21 protein-coding genes are annotated in these 19048 nt (G+C 37.8%); 16 read left to right on the forward strand and 5 right to left on the reverse strand.

Annotation, left to right across the window (positions count from 1 at the left end):
- Positions 1 to 4: 4 nt before the first annotated feature.
- Both ACM5BR_RS02485 and ACM5BR_RS02490 read right to left on the reverse strand, forming a co-directional pair.
- Positions 5 to 475 (reverse strand): CBO0543 family protein, encoded by a 471-nt coding sequence (locus ACM5BR_RS02485; protein ID WP_416825608.1) that lies wholly within the window; start codon positions 473 to 475, stop codon positions 5 to 7.
- Positions 372 to 1562 (reverse strand): DUF2515 domain-containing protein, encoded by a 1191-nt coding sequence (locus ACM5BR_RS02490; RefSeq protein ID WP_416825609.1) that lies wholly within the window; start codon positions 1560 to 1562, stop codon positions 372 to 374. Before ACM5BR_RS02490 ends, ACM5BR_RS02485 begins: the two co-directional genes overlap by 104 nt.
- 307 nt (positions 1563 to 1869) lie before the next feature.
- Here ACM5BR_RS02490 and ACM5BR_RS02495 point away from each other — a divergent pair, with 307 nt between their 5' ends.
- The 11 genes from ACM5BR_RS02495 (at position 1870) to ACM5BR_RS02545 (ending at position 13201) form a co-directional block, all read left to right on the forward strand.
- Complete coding sequence (locus tag ACM5BR_RS02495) at positions 1870 to 3744, forward strand: XylR N-terminal domain-containing protein (RefSeq protein WP_416825610.1); 1875 nt, start codon at positions 1870 to 1872, stop codon at positions 3742 to 3744.
- Positions 3745 to 3960: 216 nt separating this feature from the next.
- Complete coding sequence (locus tag ACM5BR_RS02500) at positions 3961 to 5472, forward strand: 4-hydroxyphenylacetate 3-hydroxylase family protein (protein ID WP_416825611.1); 1512 nt, start codon at positions 3961 to 3963, stop codon at positions 5470 to 5472.
- Positions 5473 to 5486: 14 nt separating this feature from the next.
- Entirely contained in the window at positions 5487 to 5963 is a 477-nt protein-coding gene (locus ACM5BR_RS02505; protein ID WP_416825612.1) for a flavin reductase family protein, read from the forward strand.
- A gap of 14 nt (positions 5964 to 5977) precedes the next feature.
- Entirely contained in the window at positions 5978 to 6847 is an 870-nt protein-coding gene (locus ACM5BR_RS02510) for an adenylyltransferase/cytidyltransferase family protein (RefSeq protein WP_416825613.1), read from the forward strand.
- Positions 6848 to 6913: 66 nt separating this feature from the next.
- Positions 6914 to 7876: a catechol 2,3-dioxygenase gene (locus tag ACM5BR_RS02515; protein WP_416825614.1), complete on the forward strand. Its 963-nt coding sequence runs from the start codon at positions 6914 to 6916 to the stop codon at positions 7874 to 7876.
- Positions 7877 to 8005: 129 nt separating this feature from the next.
- A complete protein-coding gene (locus ACM5BR_RS02520) occupies positions 8006 to 8791 on the forward strand; it encodes a 2-keto-4-pentenoate hydratase (protein ID WP_416825615.1) in 786 nt (261 codons plus the stop codon).
- A 3-nt stretch (positions 8792 to 8794) separates the two neighbouring features.
- Positions 8795 to 9676, forward strand: a complete 882-nt coding sequence (locus ACM5BR_RS02525) for an acetaldehyde dehydrogenase (acetylating) (protein WP_416825616.1) — start codon at positions 8795 to 8797, stop codon at positions 9674 to 9676.
- Positions 9673 to 10674: a 4-hydroxy-2-oxovalerate aldolase gene (gene dmpG, locus ACM5BR_RS02530; protein ID WP_416825617.1), complete on the forward strand. Its 1002-nt coding sequence runs from the start codon at positions 9673 to 9675 to the stop codon at positions 10672 to 10674. The genes ACM5BR_RS02525 and dmpG overlap by 4 nt, the downstream gene beginning before the upstream one ends.
- Before the next feature lie 21 nt (positions 10675 to 10695).
- On the forward strand, positions 10696 to 11487 hold the full coding sequence (locus tag ACM5BR_RS02535; RefSeq protein WP_416825618.1) for a 2-keto-4-pentenoate hydratase: 792 nt from the start codon (positions 10696 to 10698) through the stop codon (positions 11485 to 11487).
- 29 nt (positions 11488 to 11516) lie between these two features.
- The gene (locus ACM5BR_RS02540; protein WP_416825619.1) at positions 11517 to 11720 is read left to right on the forward strand and encodes a 2-hydroxymuconate tautomerase; all 204 of its coding nucleotides are present in this window, start codon (positions 11517 to 11519) and stop codon (positions 11718 to 11720) included.
- Positions 11721 to 11725: 5 nt separating this feature from the next.
- Positions 11726 to 13201, forward strand: a complete 1476-nt coding sequence (locus ACM5BR_RS02545) for an aldehyde dehydrogenase (protein WP_416825620.1) — start codon at positions 11726 to 11728, stop codon at positions 13199 to 13201.
- An 81-nt stretch (positions 13202 to 13282) separates the two neighbouring features.
- Here ACM5BR_RS02545 and ACM5BR_RS02550 read toward each other — a convergent pair whose 3' ends face one another.
- Together ACM5BR_RS02550 and ACM5BR_RS02555 are read right to left on the reverse strand one after the other, a co-directional pair.
- Positions 13283 to 13501: a hypothetical protein gene (locus ACM5BR_RS02550; RefSeq protein WP_416825621.1), complete on the reverse strand. Its 219-nt coding sequence runs from the start codon at positions 13499 to 13501 to the stop codon at positions 13283 to 13285.
- Positions 13502 to 13584: 83 nt separating this feature from the next.
- On the reverse strand, positions 13585 to 15258 hold the full coding sequence (locus ACM5BR_RS02555) for a ribonuclease J (protein ID WP_416825622.1): 1674 nt from the start codon (positions 15256 to 15258) through the stop codon (positions 13585 to 13587).
- 381 nt (positions 15259 to 15639) lie between these two features.
- On the opposite strand from ACM5BR_RS02555, the gene ACM5BR_RS02560 reads away from it, so the two are divergent.
- The 3 genes from ACM5BR_RS02560 to ACM5BR_RS02570 all read left to right on the forward strand — a co-directional run bounded on the left by ACM5BR_RS02560 (position 15640) and on the right by ACM5BR_RS02570 (position 17568).
- Positions 15640 to 16167: a YcxB family protein gene (locus ACM5BR_RS02560; RefSeq protein ID WP_416825623.1), complete on the forward strand. Its 528-nt coding sequence runs from the start codon at positions 15640 to 15642 to the stop codon at positions 16165 to 16167.
- 10 nt (positions 16168 to 16177) lie between these two features.
- On the forward strand, positions 16178 to 16939 hold the full coding sequence (locus ACM5BR_RS02565) for an MBL fold metallo-hydrolase (RefSeq protein WP_416825624.1): 762 nt from the start codon (positions 16178 to 16180) through the stop codon (positions 16937 to 16939).
- 203 nt (positions 16940 to 17142) lie between these two features.
- Positions 17143 to 17568, forward strand: coding sequence for a ferritin-like domain-containing protein (locus tag ACM5BR_RS02570; RefSeq protein WP_416825625.1), 426 nt, complete (start codon positions 17143 to 17145; stop codon positions 17566 to 17568).
- 90 nt (positions 17569 to 17658) lie between these two features.
- On the opposite strand, the gene ACM5BR_RS02575 is transcribed toward ACM5BR_RS02570, so the two are convergent.
- Positions 17659 to 18015 (reverse strand): nuclear transport factor 2 family protein, encoded by a 357-nt coding sequence (locus ACM5BR_RS02575; RefSeq protein ID WP_416825626.1) that lies wholly within the window; start codon positions 18013 to 18015, stop codon positions 17659 to 17661.
- A 261-nt stretch (positions 18016 to 18276) separates the two neighbouring features.
- Here ACM5BR_RS02575 and ACM5BR_RS02580 point away from each other — a divergent pair, with 261 nt between their 5' ends.
- Positions 18277 to 18504: a hypothetical protein gene (locus ACM5BR_RS02580; protein ID WP_416825627.1), complete on the forward strand. Its 228-nt coding sequence runs from the start codon at positions 18277 to 18279 to the stop codon at positions 18502 to 18504.
- 297 nt (positions 18505 to 18801) lie between these two features.
- Positions 18802 to 18987, forward strand: coding sequence for a hypothetical protein (locus ACM5BR_RS02585; RefSeq protein ID WP_416825628.1), 186 nt, complete (start codon positions 18802 to 18804; stop codon positions 18985 to 18987).
- Positions 18988 to 19048: the final 61 nt, after the last annotated feature.

The following is a 19048-nucleotide window of genomic DNA, read 5'->3' on the forward strand; positions in this document are numbered from 1 at the left end:
TACGTTATTGAAACCATCGATAAAGTTTCCATAATAGAAGCATGAAAATTATGTATCCGAAAAAGGAATAAGAATGATGCCATGCATCGCTATGGGTAAACCATCCTACATTCTCCGTAATTTGTTCGGAAATACTTATACAAAGTCCAATCAAAACGATAAATAGGATTCTTGAAAATGTATCCAATATGTTTGCAATCCATAAAAAGAGCGTAGTAAAAATAGGCAATATCAATAATGTAAAAGCAACATTAATGGTAAATATATTTGGGAATGGTCTTACTGGAAAGGCATACAAGTGCCTCCCGACAAACAATAAGTCTAAATACGTTCCGATGAAACAAGAGAAAATAATAGTAGCTACAAAGGCCTTACTCGTCGTCTGCTTCTTCTCGGAGTAGGATATTTTTTTTTGCGAGAATGGCAAGTTCAATTTTTTCAAGCGTTTTGCAGTATTCATCATAAATCTCCCCATCTGTATGATCTCCCTTATCGATTAAGTAGTCAATGATGCGCCAATCTTCGAACCAGTCTACGCTTTCCGCCTCTTCATGATTCAGATCTTTCCACGCGTATAGTAATTGCGGACTATATAAACGATCTGCGCCTTTTCTTAACTGGCATTTTTTTATCCGTCGTTTATAAAATGCGCGGGAGAAGGATTCGTTTACATCATTAAACAAATGCTGCCAGTAGTCTTTTCGCGAACCGGTATGTGGATGATCCTGTGCCCAATCGACTACTCCTGTTAAGATGTTCTTACGGCGAAACAGCAGCGAGTATAGTCGCTTGCCGAGCAAAATCCGTTCATGAAGGGAGGTGAAATGCGTCATCGTATCACCGACTAGCATCGTCTCTTGTTCGGTTTTATCTTTATAGAATGGAAAAAGAATATGATTAAAACGAAAAAAATCATAAAGTTTAAATCCCATACTATTTAGTACGGTCTTTTTAAAATGGGCATTTTGAACGATCCTTTTTTCTAAATAGCTTTGTTCATTAATAACAGTTGCAATAGCTAATGTATAGGGGTCGCCTGTTCTCCAAAAATGGTTCCACATCGTTTCCATAAACGTGGATACATTGAGTATAGGTAGAAGATGAAACAGTTTTTTGGATCGTTTGATACTTTGTTCATATAATAAAAATTGTGGAAACACATCCTGGAAGATTAACCAATTTCCTCGTTCTAAAAACGAAAAGAAGGTAAGTTGATCTTGTTCGGACAAGAGTTTAGTATATAACTCACCTTTTAAATCTGTCATATTCCAACCGCCATTACGCGATACCATATGTCCTAGTAGTGCCCAATGTATTTCTGGATGGCGGATATAAAACTGATAATAAGCTTGCGTTCGCGTCACATTATTTTTGTTGTGTTGTCTTGTTTGTTCTTTAATTGTATGAATGAGCATTCTCTCTTCATCCGTTAACTCCCACATTTCTACAGAAGTTTGTTTATTTCTCCCTTTTTTCTTTAATTCATTTTTTACATCTAATAGAGAATGTGAAGTCGTGCTAGAAAAGCTGTTCCAATTTTTTCTCCGGCCGCTTTGGTGCATCCATCTTCCTCCCACTTCATGGCGAATACGTTATTGTAGCAGCCATTACGTGATTTCAATCTTTTCATTTACAGATCGTCTACCATCATTCTATTACGAATGTTAGGAATAAATGATGAACGTTTTTTTGTTGTGTAAGAGAGAAGGAAAAATAATGAATACTGCGGAAATATAACAAATGGTATCATAAATGGTTTAACCCTTAGCGAAAAAATGAAAACGCATTCAAGTGTGAAACAATGATTGCCTGCTCATTCTAAATGATCACATCAAGTATTTTAAAATTATGAAAAAGTGTGGTGGAGGTATGATAATCAAAAGTAATTTGGTAGAAAACTTGCACGTACATGAGGATGGCACCATTTACATAGATGACGACCGCTCGATTTTAATTTCCATTTCCGCATTTGGGACACTTAGAAGAGATTTAATTAAAAACATTGGGAATGAGAGGATGAAAGGCTTTTTAATCCGCTATGGCTGGGAGCTTGGTCAGCAAGATGCAAAAAGAATCCAAAAGCAGAATTTGAATTCAATCAGAGAAGTGATTGAATATGGTCCCATTCTACATACGATGAAAGGACATGTAATAGCAAAGTCTACAAAACTTGAAGTGAAATCAGAAAATGAGAAAATATCGATACATATGGAGGGAACCTGGAAGAATTCCTATGAGGCGAAAGAGCATCTTAGGCAGTTTGGTCTTTCGGAAACACCCGTTTGCTATACGTTAATCGGATATGCGAGTGGATATCTTTCTTATATTTGCAAGCAGACGGTTATTTTTAAAGAATTATCCTGCCATGCAGCGGGTAGCAATGAATGCAATTGGGTGGGAAAATCACTTGATTATTGGAATGGAGAAGTCGATCATGAACTTCAATTTTATAAGGAGTCACCAATCGTAAAAGAATTGGAAGAGACTTATGAAAAACTTCTGGAGGAACGGAATAATCTCACGAAAACGAATACCATCCACACAAAATTAACAGAGGAGATTTTAAAAGGAAACGATCTGGAATCTATTGCAAATGTCGTTTACGATGCCATATCTATACCTGTATTAGTTGAGGATATGAAACATAAACTGCTAGCGAATGCAGGCCTTTCCTCTTCGAAATTAAAGGATATAAATGAAGAATTTGATAATCAGAAGCTGATGACGGAACAAAATAGACAAGTTTATTATCAAACAAAGCTCATAAAATTAGACCATCACAGTCGGCTGATTACCCCTATATTCTTGCAAGGAAAAATTATTGGGTATTGCTCTTTTATTTATATAGATCATCAAACCATTGATTTGAATACTCATCAAATGATAATAGAACGTATATCTTCTGTTTGTTCCCTTTTTCTTTTGAATGAGAAAACAAAGTTCATAGCAGCGCAGCGAATGAAGGGGCATTTTCTTGATGAAATTTTGAGGGGGGAACAAACGGAAGATGAAATCATAAGACGCGGCAGTTTTATTCATCTCGATCTCACTGAGCCTTATTGGATTATCACAGTTACCTATCAAAATCAGGAAAATAATTTAAAAAAAGAGCTGGCCTTTCATGAAGAGGTGCTTGAAGCAACTTCTAGATATTTTACAAACAAAAATATAATAATAGGCCACCGTGCTAGCAGTGTTGTTTTGCTCGTTATGAAAAGCTACATCTATCAGGAAGGAATTGAAAGCTTCTGTAATCAATATTTGCGTTTTCTTTCCGATACTTTTCTTTCCACTCATTTTCGTGCAGGTATTAGTAAAGAGGCGGATCAAATTGGAAAGGCTGCGGACACTTATAATGAAGCACTTACAGCTTTACGAATGACAACAGGTACTAACAAGGTTATGTCGTTTGACATGCTAGGTGTTATCGGTCCGTTAATTAATCAAAATAATAAAAATGAGATACAACGAATTGCTAGGCATATACTGGAACCACTGATAGAGAAGTTTGATAGTAAAAGCTTAGATTTACTAAAAACTCTTTACGTCTTTCTTTTAAACGGAGGAAATTTGGAACAAACAGCTGCTGATATCACTTTGTCACTTAGCGGCTTACGATATCGCCTTTCTAGAATTGAAAGCTTACTTGGCAAGGATCTCAGAAATCCCTTTTATAACCATCAGTTATTATTATCAATCCAGTCTTTAATTCTTACAGGTGCATTAGTGCTTGATAATATATAGATGAAAACCACTTGCATTGTATGGAATTTCCCTTTTAGGACCTCATCATTGAGGCCTTTTTATTTTTCCCTCAAGAAATACTAACAGAAAATGATAGAAAATTCTTATATTTCAAACAATTCGTGTTGTTGTTTGAAATTCGATAAATTCGTAACATGGAATCAAGCAATACTTTTCAAACTTTCTAAAAAATGGGATGAGATTAGGGGGAGAAGAATGTTAAACGGAAAAGAGTATTTGGAAAGTTTACAAGATGGAAGAGAAGTGTATTTAAATGGAGAGAAGATCAAGGACGTAACAACTCACCCAGCTTACCGAAACTCTGCTCGCTCGTATGCCAGAATGTATGATGCTCTTCATGATGAGGAATTTAGCAAAACTTTGATAACCGAAACAGAATATGGAGATAAAACACACAAATTCTTTAAAACGCCGAAAACTGCACAAGACCTTGTTGAATCAAGAGATGCAATCGCAGGGTGGGCGAAATTAAACTACGGTTTTATGGGACGAACCCCTGATTATAAGGCCTCATTTACTGCACATTTGAATGCCTACGCAGACTATTACGAAGGATTTGAGGACAATGCAAGGGCTTGGTATAGAAAAGCATCAAAAGATGTTCCATTTATCAATCATACGATAATAAATCCACAAGTAGATCGCTCGAAGCCTCTCCATGAAAATAAAGATGTATTCGTTCGTGCCGTTGCTGAACGTGATGACGGAATAATTGTAAGCGGTGCCAAAATGGTTGGTACAGCAGCTGCCCTTACTCATTATAATTTTGTATCTAACTATGGGCCGATGGATTTAGGAGATGGTGATCAAAGCCACGCACTTATTTTCTTCGTACCGATGAATGCACCGGGAGTGAAAATGATTAGCCGTCAGTCCTATGAATTACAGGCAGCAATGACGGGTTCACCATATGACTATCCGCTCTCAAGCCGTTTTGATGAAAATGACGCGGTTATTGTATTAGATAACGTATTGATTCCATGGGAAAATGTTCTGACTTATAAAAATGTGAATGTAACGAATAAATTCTTTGTTGAAACGGGTTTCTTTAATCGTTTTACCTTCCATGGCTGTACACGTTTTGCAGTAAAGCTTGATTTTATGGCAGGACTCTTGCTGAAAGCTACCGAGGGATCAGGCACAAATAAATTTAGAGGAGTTCAAGCAAATATTGGAGAAGTGCTCGCCCTTCGCAACATGTTTTGGGGATTAACAACAGCAATGGCTACAGAGCCGGAGTTTGGAAGAAACGGAGTAGCGATTCCTAACGGATTCTACAGCAATGCTTACCGTGTGCTAGCTCCTATGACTTGGGTTAGAGTCAAGAATATTTTTGAACAGGTTATTGCTGGAGGATTAATCCAATTACCTTCTAGTGCGAAGGATTTCTTAAATCCAGAGCTCAGACCTTATCTTGATAAATACTATCGCGGAACTGGCATTGATGCCGAGGAACGAGTGAAATTAATGAAGATGATCTGGGATGCAATTGGTTCAGAGTTTGGAGGACGTCATGAGCTTTACGAAGTTAACTATGCAGGAAATTCCGAAAATATACGCTTAGAGGCATTGAAGCATGCAGAAGGTACAGGAGCAGCAGCCTTATTTAAATCATTTGTTGATTCTGCATTAAGTGACTACGACTTAAGCGGCTGGACAAATGACACTTGGATGAATGCATCCGAAAAAGAAACCATTAAACAATAAAAGGAGAATCCACTATGGATGATCGTACGTTTAGAAGTGCAATGGGGAAATTTGCTACAGGAGTAACAGTCATTACAACAGAAGTGGATGGAAATGTACATGGGATGACTGCGAACGCTTTTATGTCTGTCTCCCTTCATCCAAAGTTAGTTGTTGTTTCAATTGGCGAGAAGGCACATATGCTTGAAAAAATAAAAAAGAGCAAAAAATACGCAGTAAATATTTTGTCAGCCCAGCAGCAGGAGTTATCCATGATTTTTGCTGGACAAATAAAAGAAGAGAGAGAAGTTCTTTTTGATACATTAAACGGACAGTCTGTGCTAAAAGGAGCTCTCGCTCAAGTAACATGTGACGTCATAGGTGAACATGTAGAAGGAGATCATACCCTCTTTATCGGTAAAGTAACAGATATTCACCTTGAAGATCATGAACCATTACTATTCTTTAACGGAAAATATCGTTCCTTGCTTGCAGATGAGATTGTTTCGTAAAGGAGAGGGCTTACTTGGAAGTTATTCATGTCAACAACCATGACCGCAATTCCCATCTCTCTATAGGTGAACCTTGTGTAATGGCTTTAGGATTTTTTGATGGAGTGCATTTGGGGCACCAACAAGTAATAAACACTGCTAAGAGAGTAGCCGATGAAAAACAGCTGCCGCTCGTGTGTATGAGTTTTTACCCGCATCCGAAAGAAGTTCTCACAAAAGGTAGGAAAACAGTGCAATATTTAATGCCGATGGCAGATAAACAAAGAGTGTTACGAAAACTAGGTGTTACGAAATTTTATATTGTTCAATTTGATCCTAAATTTGCGTCCTTATCTCCAAAGCAATTTGTACACAAGTATCTTCTTGATTTTGGGGTGACCCATGTTGTCGCAGGCTTTGATTTTACGTATGGCTGCCGCGGGGAAGGGCATATGGATCGAATGAAGGATGACGCTGACAATATGCTAGAAGTTATAAAGGTAAAGAAGGTTGAGCTTGAAGGTGAAAAAATTAGTTCAACTTTAATAAGAAAAGTGATTTGTTCAGGAAGAGTAGAGGAACTCCACCGTTATTTAGGAAACCATTATCAAATTGAAGGTAAGGTGTTTGCAAGTAACGGTGCAGCTATGGTTCAAGTGAAGCCAGGTTATCTCCTCCCTGCCCCAGGTATGTATGAGGTAACAATTTCGAATAGGAAGAAGACATGGAAGCAAGAGGCTTTCGTCATACATGAACAAGGTACATGTAGGTTACATCTATCCGAAAACAGTTCTTTAGTAGTCAGACAAACGATTCGTATTGGATGGATAAAACGATTACAGCCTGAAGTGGTTATTCCTTTGGAGTATTCATCTCGGAAGGTACATTCTGAGATCGTATCCTAATCATCTAACAATCTATCTTTTAAAAAGAAATAGATTACTAACAATAAAAAACTAGGAGGTTTTATTATGACAAATTTTGATGTTGCCCAATTAGCTCATGTGGAATTGTATTCACCAAAGCCAGAAGAAACGCTTAAATTTTTTACGCAAATTCTAGGATTACAGGTGACAGCTACGGAAGGACAATCTGTATATCTTCGAGCGTACGAAGACTTCTATCATCATACTTTAAAGATTACGGAAGCAAAGGAAGCAGGTATGGCACATACTGCTTGGAGAGCAAGTTCAGAAGAAGCTCTCTATCGAAGAGCGCAATCTATTGAAAAGAGCGGGTATGGAAAGGGGTGGATCGAGGGTGATCTCGGTCATGGACAAGCTTACCAATTCCAATCACCTGATGGCCATAATATGGAGATTCTTTGGAATGTTGATTATTTTCAAGCTCCAGAAGATCAAAAGACAAAGCTAAAAAGCCGTCCTCAAAAACGTCCAAATATAGGAGTACCTGCAAGACGACTGGATCATGTTAATTTAATGTGCAGCGACGTTACGAAAAATAAGAACTTTATGGCAGATCAATTAGGATTTAAACTTCGTGAAAATATTGTGTTAAACGATGAAACAGAAATCGGTGCATGGATGAGTATTAGCCCGCTCGTACATGAAGTAGCACTGATGGCGGACAGAAGCGGAGGGAAAGGACGTTTCCATCACATCGCTTACTGGTATGGATACCCGCAGCATTTAATGGATATCGCTGATTTACTAGTTGAAAATGATATTGTGATTGAAGCTGGACCAGGAAAACATGGCGTTAGCCAAGCATACTTTATGTACGTATTTGAACCAGGTGGAAACCGTGTCGAGTTGTTCGGAGATAGCGGTTACCTCATTTTTGATCCAGATTGGAAACCAATTACATGGAGAGAAGATGAGCTTGAGAAGGGTATTATTTGGTACGGTTCCCAGCTTCCAGAGGAGTATTTCTTATACGGGACTCCTGATATCGCAAAGGTAAACGCGAAATAAATGATCTCCTGTTTTAAAGGAGAAAACGGCATGATTGCAAGCGCATTCATGCCCGTTTCTCTTCAACAAAAACTAGTATACATGTTTGGAAAATAAATAGAAAAGGATCTAGATAGGGAGGTTTACAGGGTGAACATTCAAGAGGTCGCAGAGCGTTTATTAGAAGCAGAGAAGAATAAACAGCCAATAGATCCGTTAACAGACATATTTCCAGATATATCTGTAGATGAAGCATACTATATTCAACAACAGCAAATACGGGAGAAAGTAACAAATGGTGCTGTAATTGTTGGGAAGAAGATTGGATTAACGAGTAAAGTGATGCAGAATATGTTTCAAGTAAATGAACCGGATTACGGACATATTCTAGACGATATGGTACACCTTGACGGAGACACACTTTCACTAGATGAGCTTGTTCAGCCGAAGCTGGAGTTTGAGATTGCCTTTGTGCTGAAAAAGGAGCTAACAGGACCAGGTGTTACCATTCTCGATGTTGTAGAGGCTACAGATTATATTGCACCTGCTTTCGAAGTAATCGACAGTAGAATCAAAGATTGGAAGATTCGTTTTGAAGACACCGTTGCAGATAATGGTTCATCAGCCAAGGTTATTATCGGCGGTAAGCCAACACGACTAGAAGATGTTGATTTACAACATATTGGCATGGTGGTGTATAAAAACGGGAAATATTTAGATTCGGCAACAGGAGCCGCTGTTATGGGAAACCCAATTCGTGCCGTCGCGTGGTTAGCGAATGCACTTGGAAAATATGATATTTCACTGCACGCAGGTGAAATGGTATTATCAGGAGCACTATCAGCAGCAGTACCGATTGAACATGGTGATACATTTACAGCTGAATTCGCCCATATCGGAACGGTTTCTGCTTCATTCAATAAAAAGGGGGAATAAGCAATGAGTAAATGTAAAGTTGGAATTATTGGTTCTGGAAATATTGGAACAGACTTAATGTATAAAATCGAGAGAAGTGAATGTTTGGAAATGAGTGTCATGGTTGGTATCGACCCGACCTCAGAAGGTATGAAGCGTGCCAAGGAACGAGGCTATCATGTTATCTATAACGGAATCTACGGCTTATTAGAGCAGCAGGAGCTTGTCGATATTGTTTTTGATGCTACAACAGCAAAAGCGCATGAGGACCATAGTAAATTACTTACAGCACTCGGGAAAAAAGTAATTGATCTGACGCCAGCAGCTATTGGTCCGTTCGTTGTTCCTTCAGCCAATTTAGAGGAGCATTTGGATGCACCAAACGTAAATATGGTAACGTGCGGAGGACAGGCAACCATTCCAATCGTTTATGCTATCAATCGAGTTTGTCCGGTTGAGTATGCAGAAATTGTGGCTACCGTTGCAAGCAAAAGTGCAGGACCTGGAACAAGAGCAAATATTGATGAATTCACGAGAACAACTGCTCGTGCTATTGAGAAAATTGGCGGTGCGAAAAAAGGGAAAGCAATTATTATTTTAAATCCGGCAGAACCGCCGATTATTATGAGAGATACGATTCATGTGCTTATAGAAGAAGGAAAAGAAGAAGAAATAACTGCTTCTATTGAAAAAATGATTCATTCTGTTCAAGAGTATGTTCCTGGGTACCGGATGAGGGGAGAACCAGTATTTGACGGAAAAAAGGTATCTGTCTTTATTGAAGTTGAAGGGGCTGGTGATTTCTTTCCACCTTACTCAGGAAATTTAGACATTATGACAGCTGCAGCAGCAAAAGTGGGAAATGAAATAGCGAAAAAAATGATTAAGTTAGGAGTAGGCCGATGACATCAGACATTCAAATTGTTGATGTAACGTTACGAGATGGAAGTCATGCGATGAAGCACGCATTTACGGAAGAACAAGTTCGTCAGGTAGCAAAAGGATTAGACCGGGCAGGAATTAAATATTTTGAGGTGTCCCATGGTGATGGACTTGGCGGTTCTTCCTTGCAATATGGCTTTTCCAAAGTAAATGAATTAAAACTAATAGAAGCTGCAGCAGAGGAATGCACCCAAGCCCAAATATCTGTGCTTCTACTGCCGGGTATTGGAATAAAAGAAGATTTGGAAGCTGCAGTAAAAGCAGGAGCGAAAATGGTTCGTGTAGCTACACATGTTACAGAAGCAGATGTTGCCAAACAACATATTGAACTCGGGAGAAATCTCGGAATGAAAACGGTTGGCTTTCTTATGATGGCTCATATGGCGCCAATCGAGAAGTTAGTAGAACAGGCAAAACAATTTGAAAGCTATGGAGCTGAAATCGTATATGTGACCGATTCGGCTGGTGCTTTATTGCCTCATGAGGTAAAAGAAAGAGTACAGGCGCTTAAGGATACTTTATCGTGCGAGATAGGTTTCCATGGACATAACAATCTATCACTGGCTATGGCAAATACAATAGCTGCTGTCGAAGCAGGGGCTACCTATATAGATGGAAGCTTACGTTGCCTTGGGGCAGGAAGCGGAAATACACAAACAGAAGTTATGGCAGCTGTTTTTGATCGTTTAGGCTACAAAACCGATGTGAAACTGTATCCGATTATGGACGTAGCCAATCAAATTGTTGCGAAATTTATGCCAAGGCCGCAGGAAATAACAGGATCTAGTTTAATTATGGGATATTCAGGTGTGTATTCTAGCTTTTTATTATTCACACAAGAAGCGGCGAAAAAGTTCAATGTCGATGAGCGTGATATTTTAGTAGAGCTAGGAAGAATGCAAGCTGTCGGAGGTCAGGAAGATCTTATTTATGAAGTTGCCAGAGAGATTGCAAGAAAGTAATCATAGAAAAGGTGATAGAACATGATTAAAACCGATGTTATTGACCATATTTCCTATGAGCTATATAAAGCAGAGCGGGATGGCTATGAGGTTGAAAAATTCGTCAACCAGTTTCCAGAGCTTGATGCTGAATTAGCGTATGAAATTCAAGATAAATTAATAGAAAGAAAGTGTACGGAAGAAAAAACGAAAATAGCTGGGCGAAAACTAGGATTAACAAGTCGTGCGAAGCAGGAAATGATGGGGGTCCATGAGCCGACATATGGTGTGCTGCTCGAGAACATGCAATTGCCTGAAGGAGAGCCTATCTCTATGAAACCCTTTATCCATGCGAAAATTGAGCCTGAAATTGCCTTTATTTTCGATAAAGAAGTGAAAGGGCCCATTGTTTCCGTAGCAGATATCTTGGCAGCAACTGCCTATATAGCCCCAGCAATGGAGATCATTGATAGTCGATATCGTAATTTTAATTTTACTCTTTCTGATGTTATTGCCGATAACTCTTCCTCCTCACGTTATATAGTAGGGGAAAAGCTTTATAGGGTCGATGATGTAGATTTACGCTTAATGGGTATGGTGTTTAAAAAGAATGGAGAAATTTTGGCCACAAGTACAGGGGCCTCTGTAATGGGTCATCCTGCAAGAGCGATTGCTTGGATGGCTACGAAATTAGTGAAAAGGGGTCAGAGCATTAAGCCTGGCGAGATTGTTCTAAGTGGTGCGCTATCTGGAGCTTCTTCATTCTCGCCTGGAGATCACTTCTCTGTCAGCTTTGACGGAATCGGTGTATTAGAAGCATCCTTTATAAAATAAATATTTCATTATTGAGAGGGGGGCAACACATGCCATTTATTCAAATCAATATATTACAAGGGCGGTCGCCTGAGAAAAAAGAACGATTAATACATGAAGTCACTCATCTTGTTGCGGAAGTATTAGAGTCTCCAGTAGAAAATGTCCGTGTGCTTATCCAGGAGATGCCGCCAGAACATTGGGGAATTGCAGGAGAATCCGTGAAAAAACGAAAAGAAAAAACAAAGGAGTGAAAGATGTGAAGCATGTACAAACGAATATGCGGGAAGTGAAACTCTTTATTGATGGAGAATATGTAGAATCTAGCAACAATTCTATGTTTGAAGTGAAAAATCCAGCAACACAAGAAGTCATTGCCCGTGTACACGAAGCTACATATGAAGATGTAGACCGTGCGTGCCGAGTGGCTAGACGAGCGTTTGAGGAAGGACCATGGCGTACGATGTCTGTAGAGGAGCGCTGTGCAAAAATTCGCCGAATGGCTGAAATTATTATTGAACGAAAAGAAGAATTGGCACGCTTAGAAGCATTGGATGTCGGAAAGCCATACCCTGTCGCACTTAATATGGAAATTCCAAGAGCCGCCCATAACTTAAAGTTTTTTGCGGACTTTATGGAGAAACAAGGCGGAGAAGTCTATCCGATGGGGGAAGAATATTTAAACTATACTCGTTATGAGCCTGTCGGAGTAGCTGCACTTATTACTCCTTGGAATCTCCCGTTTATGCTAACAACATGGAAACTAGGACCGTGCCTTGCATCAGGAAATACAGCAGTTATTAAACCAGCAGAGATGACACCTTTAACTGTATCCCTCCTAGGGGAAATCGCCAAAGATGCAGGAATCCCGGATGGAGTCGTGAATGTAGTGCAAGGATTTGGACCGAATTCTGCCGGAGAATTCATGACTACTCATCCAGATGTAGATCTTATCTCTTTTACAGGAGAAACGAGTACGGGAAAAGCAATTATGAAAAATGGGGCAGATTCGCTAAAGCGTGTTTCCTTTGAATTAGGAGGAAAGGCAGCAAATATCATATTTGAAGATGCGAATTTGGATAAAGCAATCCCTGTTTCTATTCAAGCAGCTTTCTTAAATTCAGGCCAAGTGTGTCTAGCTGGTTCCAGAATTTTAGTTCAGCGCTCTATCTTTGATGAATTTGTTGAGCGCTTTAAAAAGGCAGCAGCTGAACTTAAAGTAGGAGATCCGCAAGATATTTCAACGAATATGGGACCCGTTGTAAGTGAAGAGCACTACAAGAAAGTTACAAGCTATTTAGAAATCGCTAAGAAAGAAAATTCAACATTGGTGTACGGCGGAAAGCGTCCAAATCTTCCGGATTATTTAAAGGATGGCTACTACTTAGAACCTACAATTTATATCCAAGAGGATCCAAATGCACGAATTAGTCAAGAAGAGATTTTTGGACCTATTGTTACGTTAATTCCTTTTGACACAGAAGAAGAGGCGCTTGAAATTGCAAATGGAACCGAGTACGGATTAAATGGGGTAATCTGGACCGATAATTTACAGCAGGCACACCGTATATCTCACCACGTTCGTGCAGGAACCATCTGGGTTAACTGTTGGTTTGTTCGTGACCTCCGTGCTCCATTCGGTGGATTTAAGAAGAGCGGGATTGGACGAGAAGGTGGCCATCACAGTCTTGAATTCTTTACAGAAGCAAAAAATATTTGTATTGCATTGCAATAAAGTATCACAAATGAGAAATGCCCTGCTTTGTCGACAAAGCAGGGCGTTTTTCGTTATGTGTTACATACATCAGTTCTGCCGTTAAACTTCTGGTGAGATCCTGTTTTCCTCTTGTTTCCGCGCTCCTTTTACCGTTACCTCATCCGATTTCGCCGATACACCTTGGTTTTTCGCCGTTAAACACCTCGGTTTCGCCGTAACACCATCGATTTTCGCCGTTAAACACCTCAGTTTCGCCGTTAAACACCTCAGTTTCGCCGTTAAAACTATCTGATCCGCCGTTAACCTCTGTTTTTCCACTCTTATCTCTTTCCATATCCTTGTAGCAAGTATCGGTATGAGTTGTCTATTAAAATTGTTGCTTTTGTACCAATCACCTTTATTTAAATTTCAATTATAATGGGAAGAATCATCGGCTTTCTCTTCGTTTGGGTATATACATATTGTCCTATTGCTTTTTTAATTTGTTGTTTCATATTATTTCTTTGCTTTATATTCTCTTCTAGCAAGTTGTTAACTGTTGTTTTCACGATGCGATTCACATTTTTTAAGAGATCTTCGGAATCAGTTGTAATTACGAATCCACGAGAAATGGTATCAGGACCAGAAATCATTTTTTTATCTGATTTGCTTAGGGTTATTACAATTACCAGCATTCCATCTTCAGACAGCTGTTTACGGTCTCGCAGTATAATATTTCCAACATCACCTACACCCATTCCGTCTACGTAAGTATCTCCTGAAGGTATTTTCCGAGTTTGACGAGCTTTCTTGTTTTCAAAATCAACAACATCACCATTATTTATAATAAACGTATTTTCCTTCATGACTCCTACAGATTCTGCTAGCAAGCGATGCAGATGCAACATTCTAAATTCACCATGAACGGGAATTAAGTAGGTTGGTTTTATCAATGTAAGCATAAGTTTTAAATCTTCCTGATAGCCATGTCCAGAAACATGCATACCTGTTCGATTTGAAGGACCGTATATCACTCTTGCACCAAGTAGAAATAAGTTGTCCACGATTCGTGAAACACTTCGTTCATTCCCAGGTATTGGGGTTGCGGCAATAATAACGGTATCCTCAGGTAGGATGTCTACATCCCGGTAGTTAGAACTTGCAAGACGTGCAAGGGCAGCCATCGGTTCTCCTTGACACCCAGTACATAGGATTGCCACGTTTTCAGGAGGTAATTGCTTAATTTCTTGTGGTTCAATGAGCAGGTCATCAGGAATCTGCACATATCCGCGATTCATGGCAACAGAAACGACATTCACCATACTTCTACCAAGCAACGCTAGCTTTCGATTTGTTTTTAATGCTGCAGCAACGACTTGCTGAACACGATTCACATTCGAAGCAAAGGTAGAGATAACAATTTTCCGCTTAGCACTCAAGAAAGCTTCTTCAATATGGTTTCCTACGAGTCGTTCGGATGGGGTAGAGCCAGGACGTTCTGCATTCGTACTCTCTGAGATAAGAGCCAACACACCTTGCTCTCCAATTGCCGCCATTTTATGAATATCAGAATATTGGTTATTAACAGGAGTTAAATCAAATTTAAAGTCACCGGTATGTACGACATTTCCTTCTGGTGTATGTAAGACAATACCTAGACAATCAGGAATACTATGACTCGTTTTAAAAAAAGTAGTCCGAATTTCTCCAAACGTATGATTTGAATTTGAATCAATCTCAAACAATTTACTATCCCTTAAAAGTCCGTGCTCTTGTAATTTTAATTCAATTAATCCAAGGGTAAAACGTGTTGCGTAAATGGGTATATTCAATTTTCTTATAAAATAGGGAATCCCGCCAATATGATCTTCGTGTCCATGTGTAACAAGCAATGCTCTGATTTTTTCCTTATTATCCTCTAAGTAGGAAATATCAGGGATAATCAAATCGATTCCTAATAAGCTTTCATCAGGAAACTTAGCACCACAGTCGATAATTACGAGATCATTTGCATATTGAACCACATACATGTTTTTACCAATTTCATTTATGCCACCGAGGGCGAATATGGACAATACATTGTTATTTAAAGTCAAATTTATTTCCTCCTACAATTAATGCGTAATCGTAGTATTCCCTATTATGATTTGAATTAGAAGTCCTTGCAGTTAGTATGTGATTTACTTTTTTGATGATTTGATGCATCCATACCTGAATCCAGCCACACCTCATAAAAATGTAAATTTTTATATTCATTCCCATATTACGGTAGTAAAATAAAGTAGATTCAAAAAGTGGGAGAGGACGGTGAAAAAAACTCTAGTGTGAAGCTGACATTCCTGATTTGAACAAAAAGGATATACGACTGAAGATGATTATTATTGGTTTGCATAAGATTGTTTTCGTGACTTTTAATAATGTTTCAATGGAATTTTTACAAAAATAAATTACGAGAATAATAAAAAAGGTGGGGAATTATGAGAGTTGAATATGAGCTAAAAGAGGAAGATTTTCTTGCATTTCAGCTGTACTTTGTAAAACATTCAAAAACAGTACAACGATCTCTAATTCTACAACGTTTTCTTATTCCTATTTTGTTTATACTTGTTTCATTTTTCATATCCTATTCGACGCACAGTCCATTATTAAGCTTATTTCTCGTTTATTTTATCGCAGCTGTATTATGGATTATACTCTGGCCTAACTATTTTTACGGAATAATACGGAGAAGGACAAAGAAAATGCTGAGGGAAGGAAAGCATACAAATTTATTAGGTAAGTGTGTAGTAACGGTAACGGAAAAAGAAATTATTGAAGAAAGCCCTACAGAGCGATCTTCAGTACGATTAGCGTTAATTGACAAAGTAGAAGAAAATGATGATTATATTATTATCTTTTTGAACGCTATAAAGGCATGTATGATTCCCAAAAGATCTTTTCCAGATGAACAAAGTGAAAAAGATTTTATTGTGAGACTAAAAGAACTCTTACTTAAAGCAAAATAAAAGAGAAAAGGTGAAAACGCTGGAAATACAATTAATAAGAAATGCAACGCTTTTGGTTAATATAGATGGTAAAAAAATTCTGATAGACGCCATGCTTGGGGAAGTTGGTAGTATAAAAACTGTACCGTTAACAAGAAACAAGAAAAGAAATCCAATTGTACCTTTGACAGTTTCATTGCAAAAAATAACAGATATTGATGCAATTTTAATTACTCATCGACATTTTGACCATTTTGATGAAGAGGCTAAAAAAATACTTCCTAAAAACATACCACTATTTTGTCAACCACAGGATGAGATAAGAATTCGAAAATCGGGTTTTAATAACGTAACATCAATCGACAATTTTCACAAATGGGAAGGAATAAAGATTTATAGAGTTAATGGTAATCATGGTACAGGATTAGCTGGTCTTTTAATGGGAAAGGTTTCTGGTTTTGTTTTTGAAGACCGAAAAGGGAAAAAACTCTATATAGCGGGAGATACAGTGTATAACAAAGTAGTAGAAAAAGTTTTAGAATACTATCAACCTGATGTAACAGTAGTAAATTCAGGAGAAGCACAGTTAATCTTTGGCAATCCTATCACAATGACCAAAGAAGATGTACTGAAAGTCGCAAATATATCAAATTCAATAGTGGTTGCAGTACATTTAGAAGCAGTTAATCATTGTAGCCTCAAAAGGATTGACCTAAATAATTACATAAACAAAAAGGGCTTATACAAAAATGTTATTATTCCAAATGATGGGGAAATCATGAGTTTTACTTAAATAAAGTTGAACAGCTTTTTTCGAAGGCAACATTAAGGCTTAAGTGCCCTTTAATAAAGAGTATATATAAAATCTTTCTAAGTATTGTTTGGTACTATAGTGTTTCTTCAAACAAGATGAGGAAACTTAACGAAGTACAACTTTCCCCTCCCATACCTTGGCATACACTACAAGGAGAATAATCTGGAAGGGAGAAGCGGTACATGTACTATATGAATGACTATTATGCTCGTCCTTCGGCTGACCAGGAGCTAATTCAGGATCTTGCGAAAGCAATTAACGGTGAATACAGTGCGATTACATGCTACGAGCAGCTGGCAAAACTTGCTCCAAATGAGGAAGAAAGAAACCGAATACTCGAAATCCGAAAAGATGAAATTCGGCATTTTCATTCTATTTCACAGATTTATACATCTCTAAGCGGTGGACAGCCAACTCCGCAAATGCCTGAAGCTTGTGCAACCGACTATAAGCAAGGAGTAAAGGCAGCATTTAAAGACGAACAAGAAACGGTAGATTTCTATTTAGATATTGCGGATAAAGCAAAAAATCCTTTTATAAAAAAACAGTTTCGCCGGGCAGCATCTGATGAACAAAATCATGCCGTGTGGTTTTTATCTTTTTTCTAAACCGTAAAGGAAATAGATTGATACAGTTCGCTAAAGCACCTATTTAGGTGTTTTTTCTATATCTATAAAGGAAAAGGGGGAGGAAAGAATTTAACTCCTAATTGTTCCTTGGTGAAAAAATAATTTCCACGTGCCATTTCTCTTTCGCCAAATGGAGCTACGGATCGTCTTTATTGCTTTAGTTTCATTAAATATACGATACGTTGTTAACACGCAGTCTGGCGACAGGATTTGCATGTCAAAATCGGAAATCAATAAGCAATCGGGTGATAAAGGATGTTCATCACCGATATAGTCGCTTCTTCTCCAAACATTCCCCGAGCTCCCAATCTCAAAATAATCATCTGCAAGTATAGTTGAGAGCGCTTCTTCAGACACTCGAATCTCTGGCTTGAGATGACTACACTCGAGATTATAAATTGTTTGTTTTAGATTATTGCTTTCCAATGGAACAACCTCCTTGTTCGTGTGTAGTTTCTATCCAATTACTGCTTTATTTGAAATAAAAAAGCACATGAAACTCATGTTCAAAACGAACAACACTTAGATAGAAAATAGAATATGAAACACTCTTTATGAAGAAGAACACATTAAACAGCATGAGCAACATTGTTGTCCAGACTAATGTTGTAGGAAAAATATAGAAAAAACAGTAAATAAAGTATAAGTTTTCTGGTATAATATTCCTAAAAGGTGGGGGATCTAAATATGATATTAGGAATCTTATTACTAGTTGTTGGATTGGCTTCAATAATATCTGTAATCGTATATGTAGTACGTGAAATGAAAGATGAACGAAAAATTAATTATTTGATAGTTTCCTTTGTCATTATTTTTGAAATTATTACTGATGTTTGGTCTTTTCCATTTCTCTTGTTTTTCCTCGGACTTTTTCTAATTCTCTTAGGGGTTTTAAATATTATAGGAATAGCTTAAATATGTAATTTACTTCTTCTTGATTAATATTGATTCCGATAGATAAATAGACGAATTGAATTAGCTATACTCTAACATCTATCAGAACGATAGCATATTGAATTTGTGAATATGATAGGTGGTAATACCCGGTTAAGCAATACAGAGATGCCTATTTTTCTATTTCCTTATTTTCAATCATTATAGCATTGCCTCTCTAGATAGTTTTCCAAAGTATGTAATTTTTATTGTAGTCATTGTAAAGTAATATTTTGAATTCCAATAACGTACGTTATGTTAATCGAAGGAGGGGATTAATTGAAGAAGCATAAAAAGTTTCCTTTTCTTTTTGGAAGTGTATGTGGAAGTGAACTAGGGCTCATTTTATTATATTTTACCACTGGAAAATTCCAGTGGAGTTTTTGGATTACTTATATTTTAGGTAGCGTGATAGGCTGGTTTATCTATAATCGGCCTTCTAAAAATCATGATAAGGATTCATGAACGTCCAATTACATTGATTATTTCATCGGTCAATTTTACATAGAGCTATCTTTACATTTTT

It is taken from the genome of Ectobacillus polymachus, from assembly GCF_048159605.1.
In the GTDB taxonomy this organism is placed as follows: domain Bacteria; phylum Bacillota; class Bacilli; order Bacillales; family Bacillaceae_G; genus Ectobacillus; species Ectobacillus polymachus.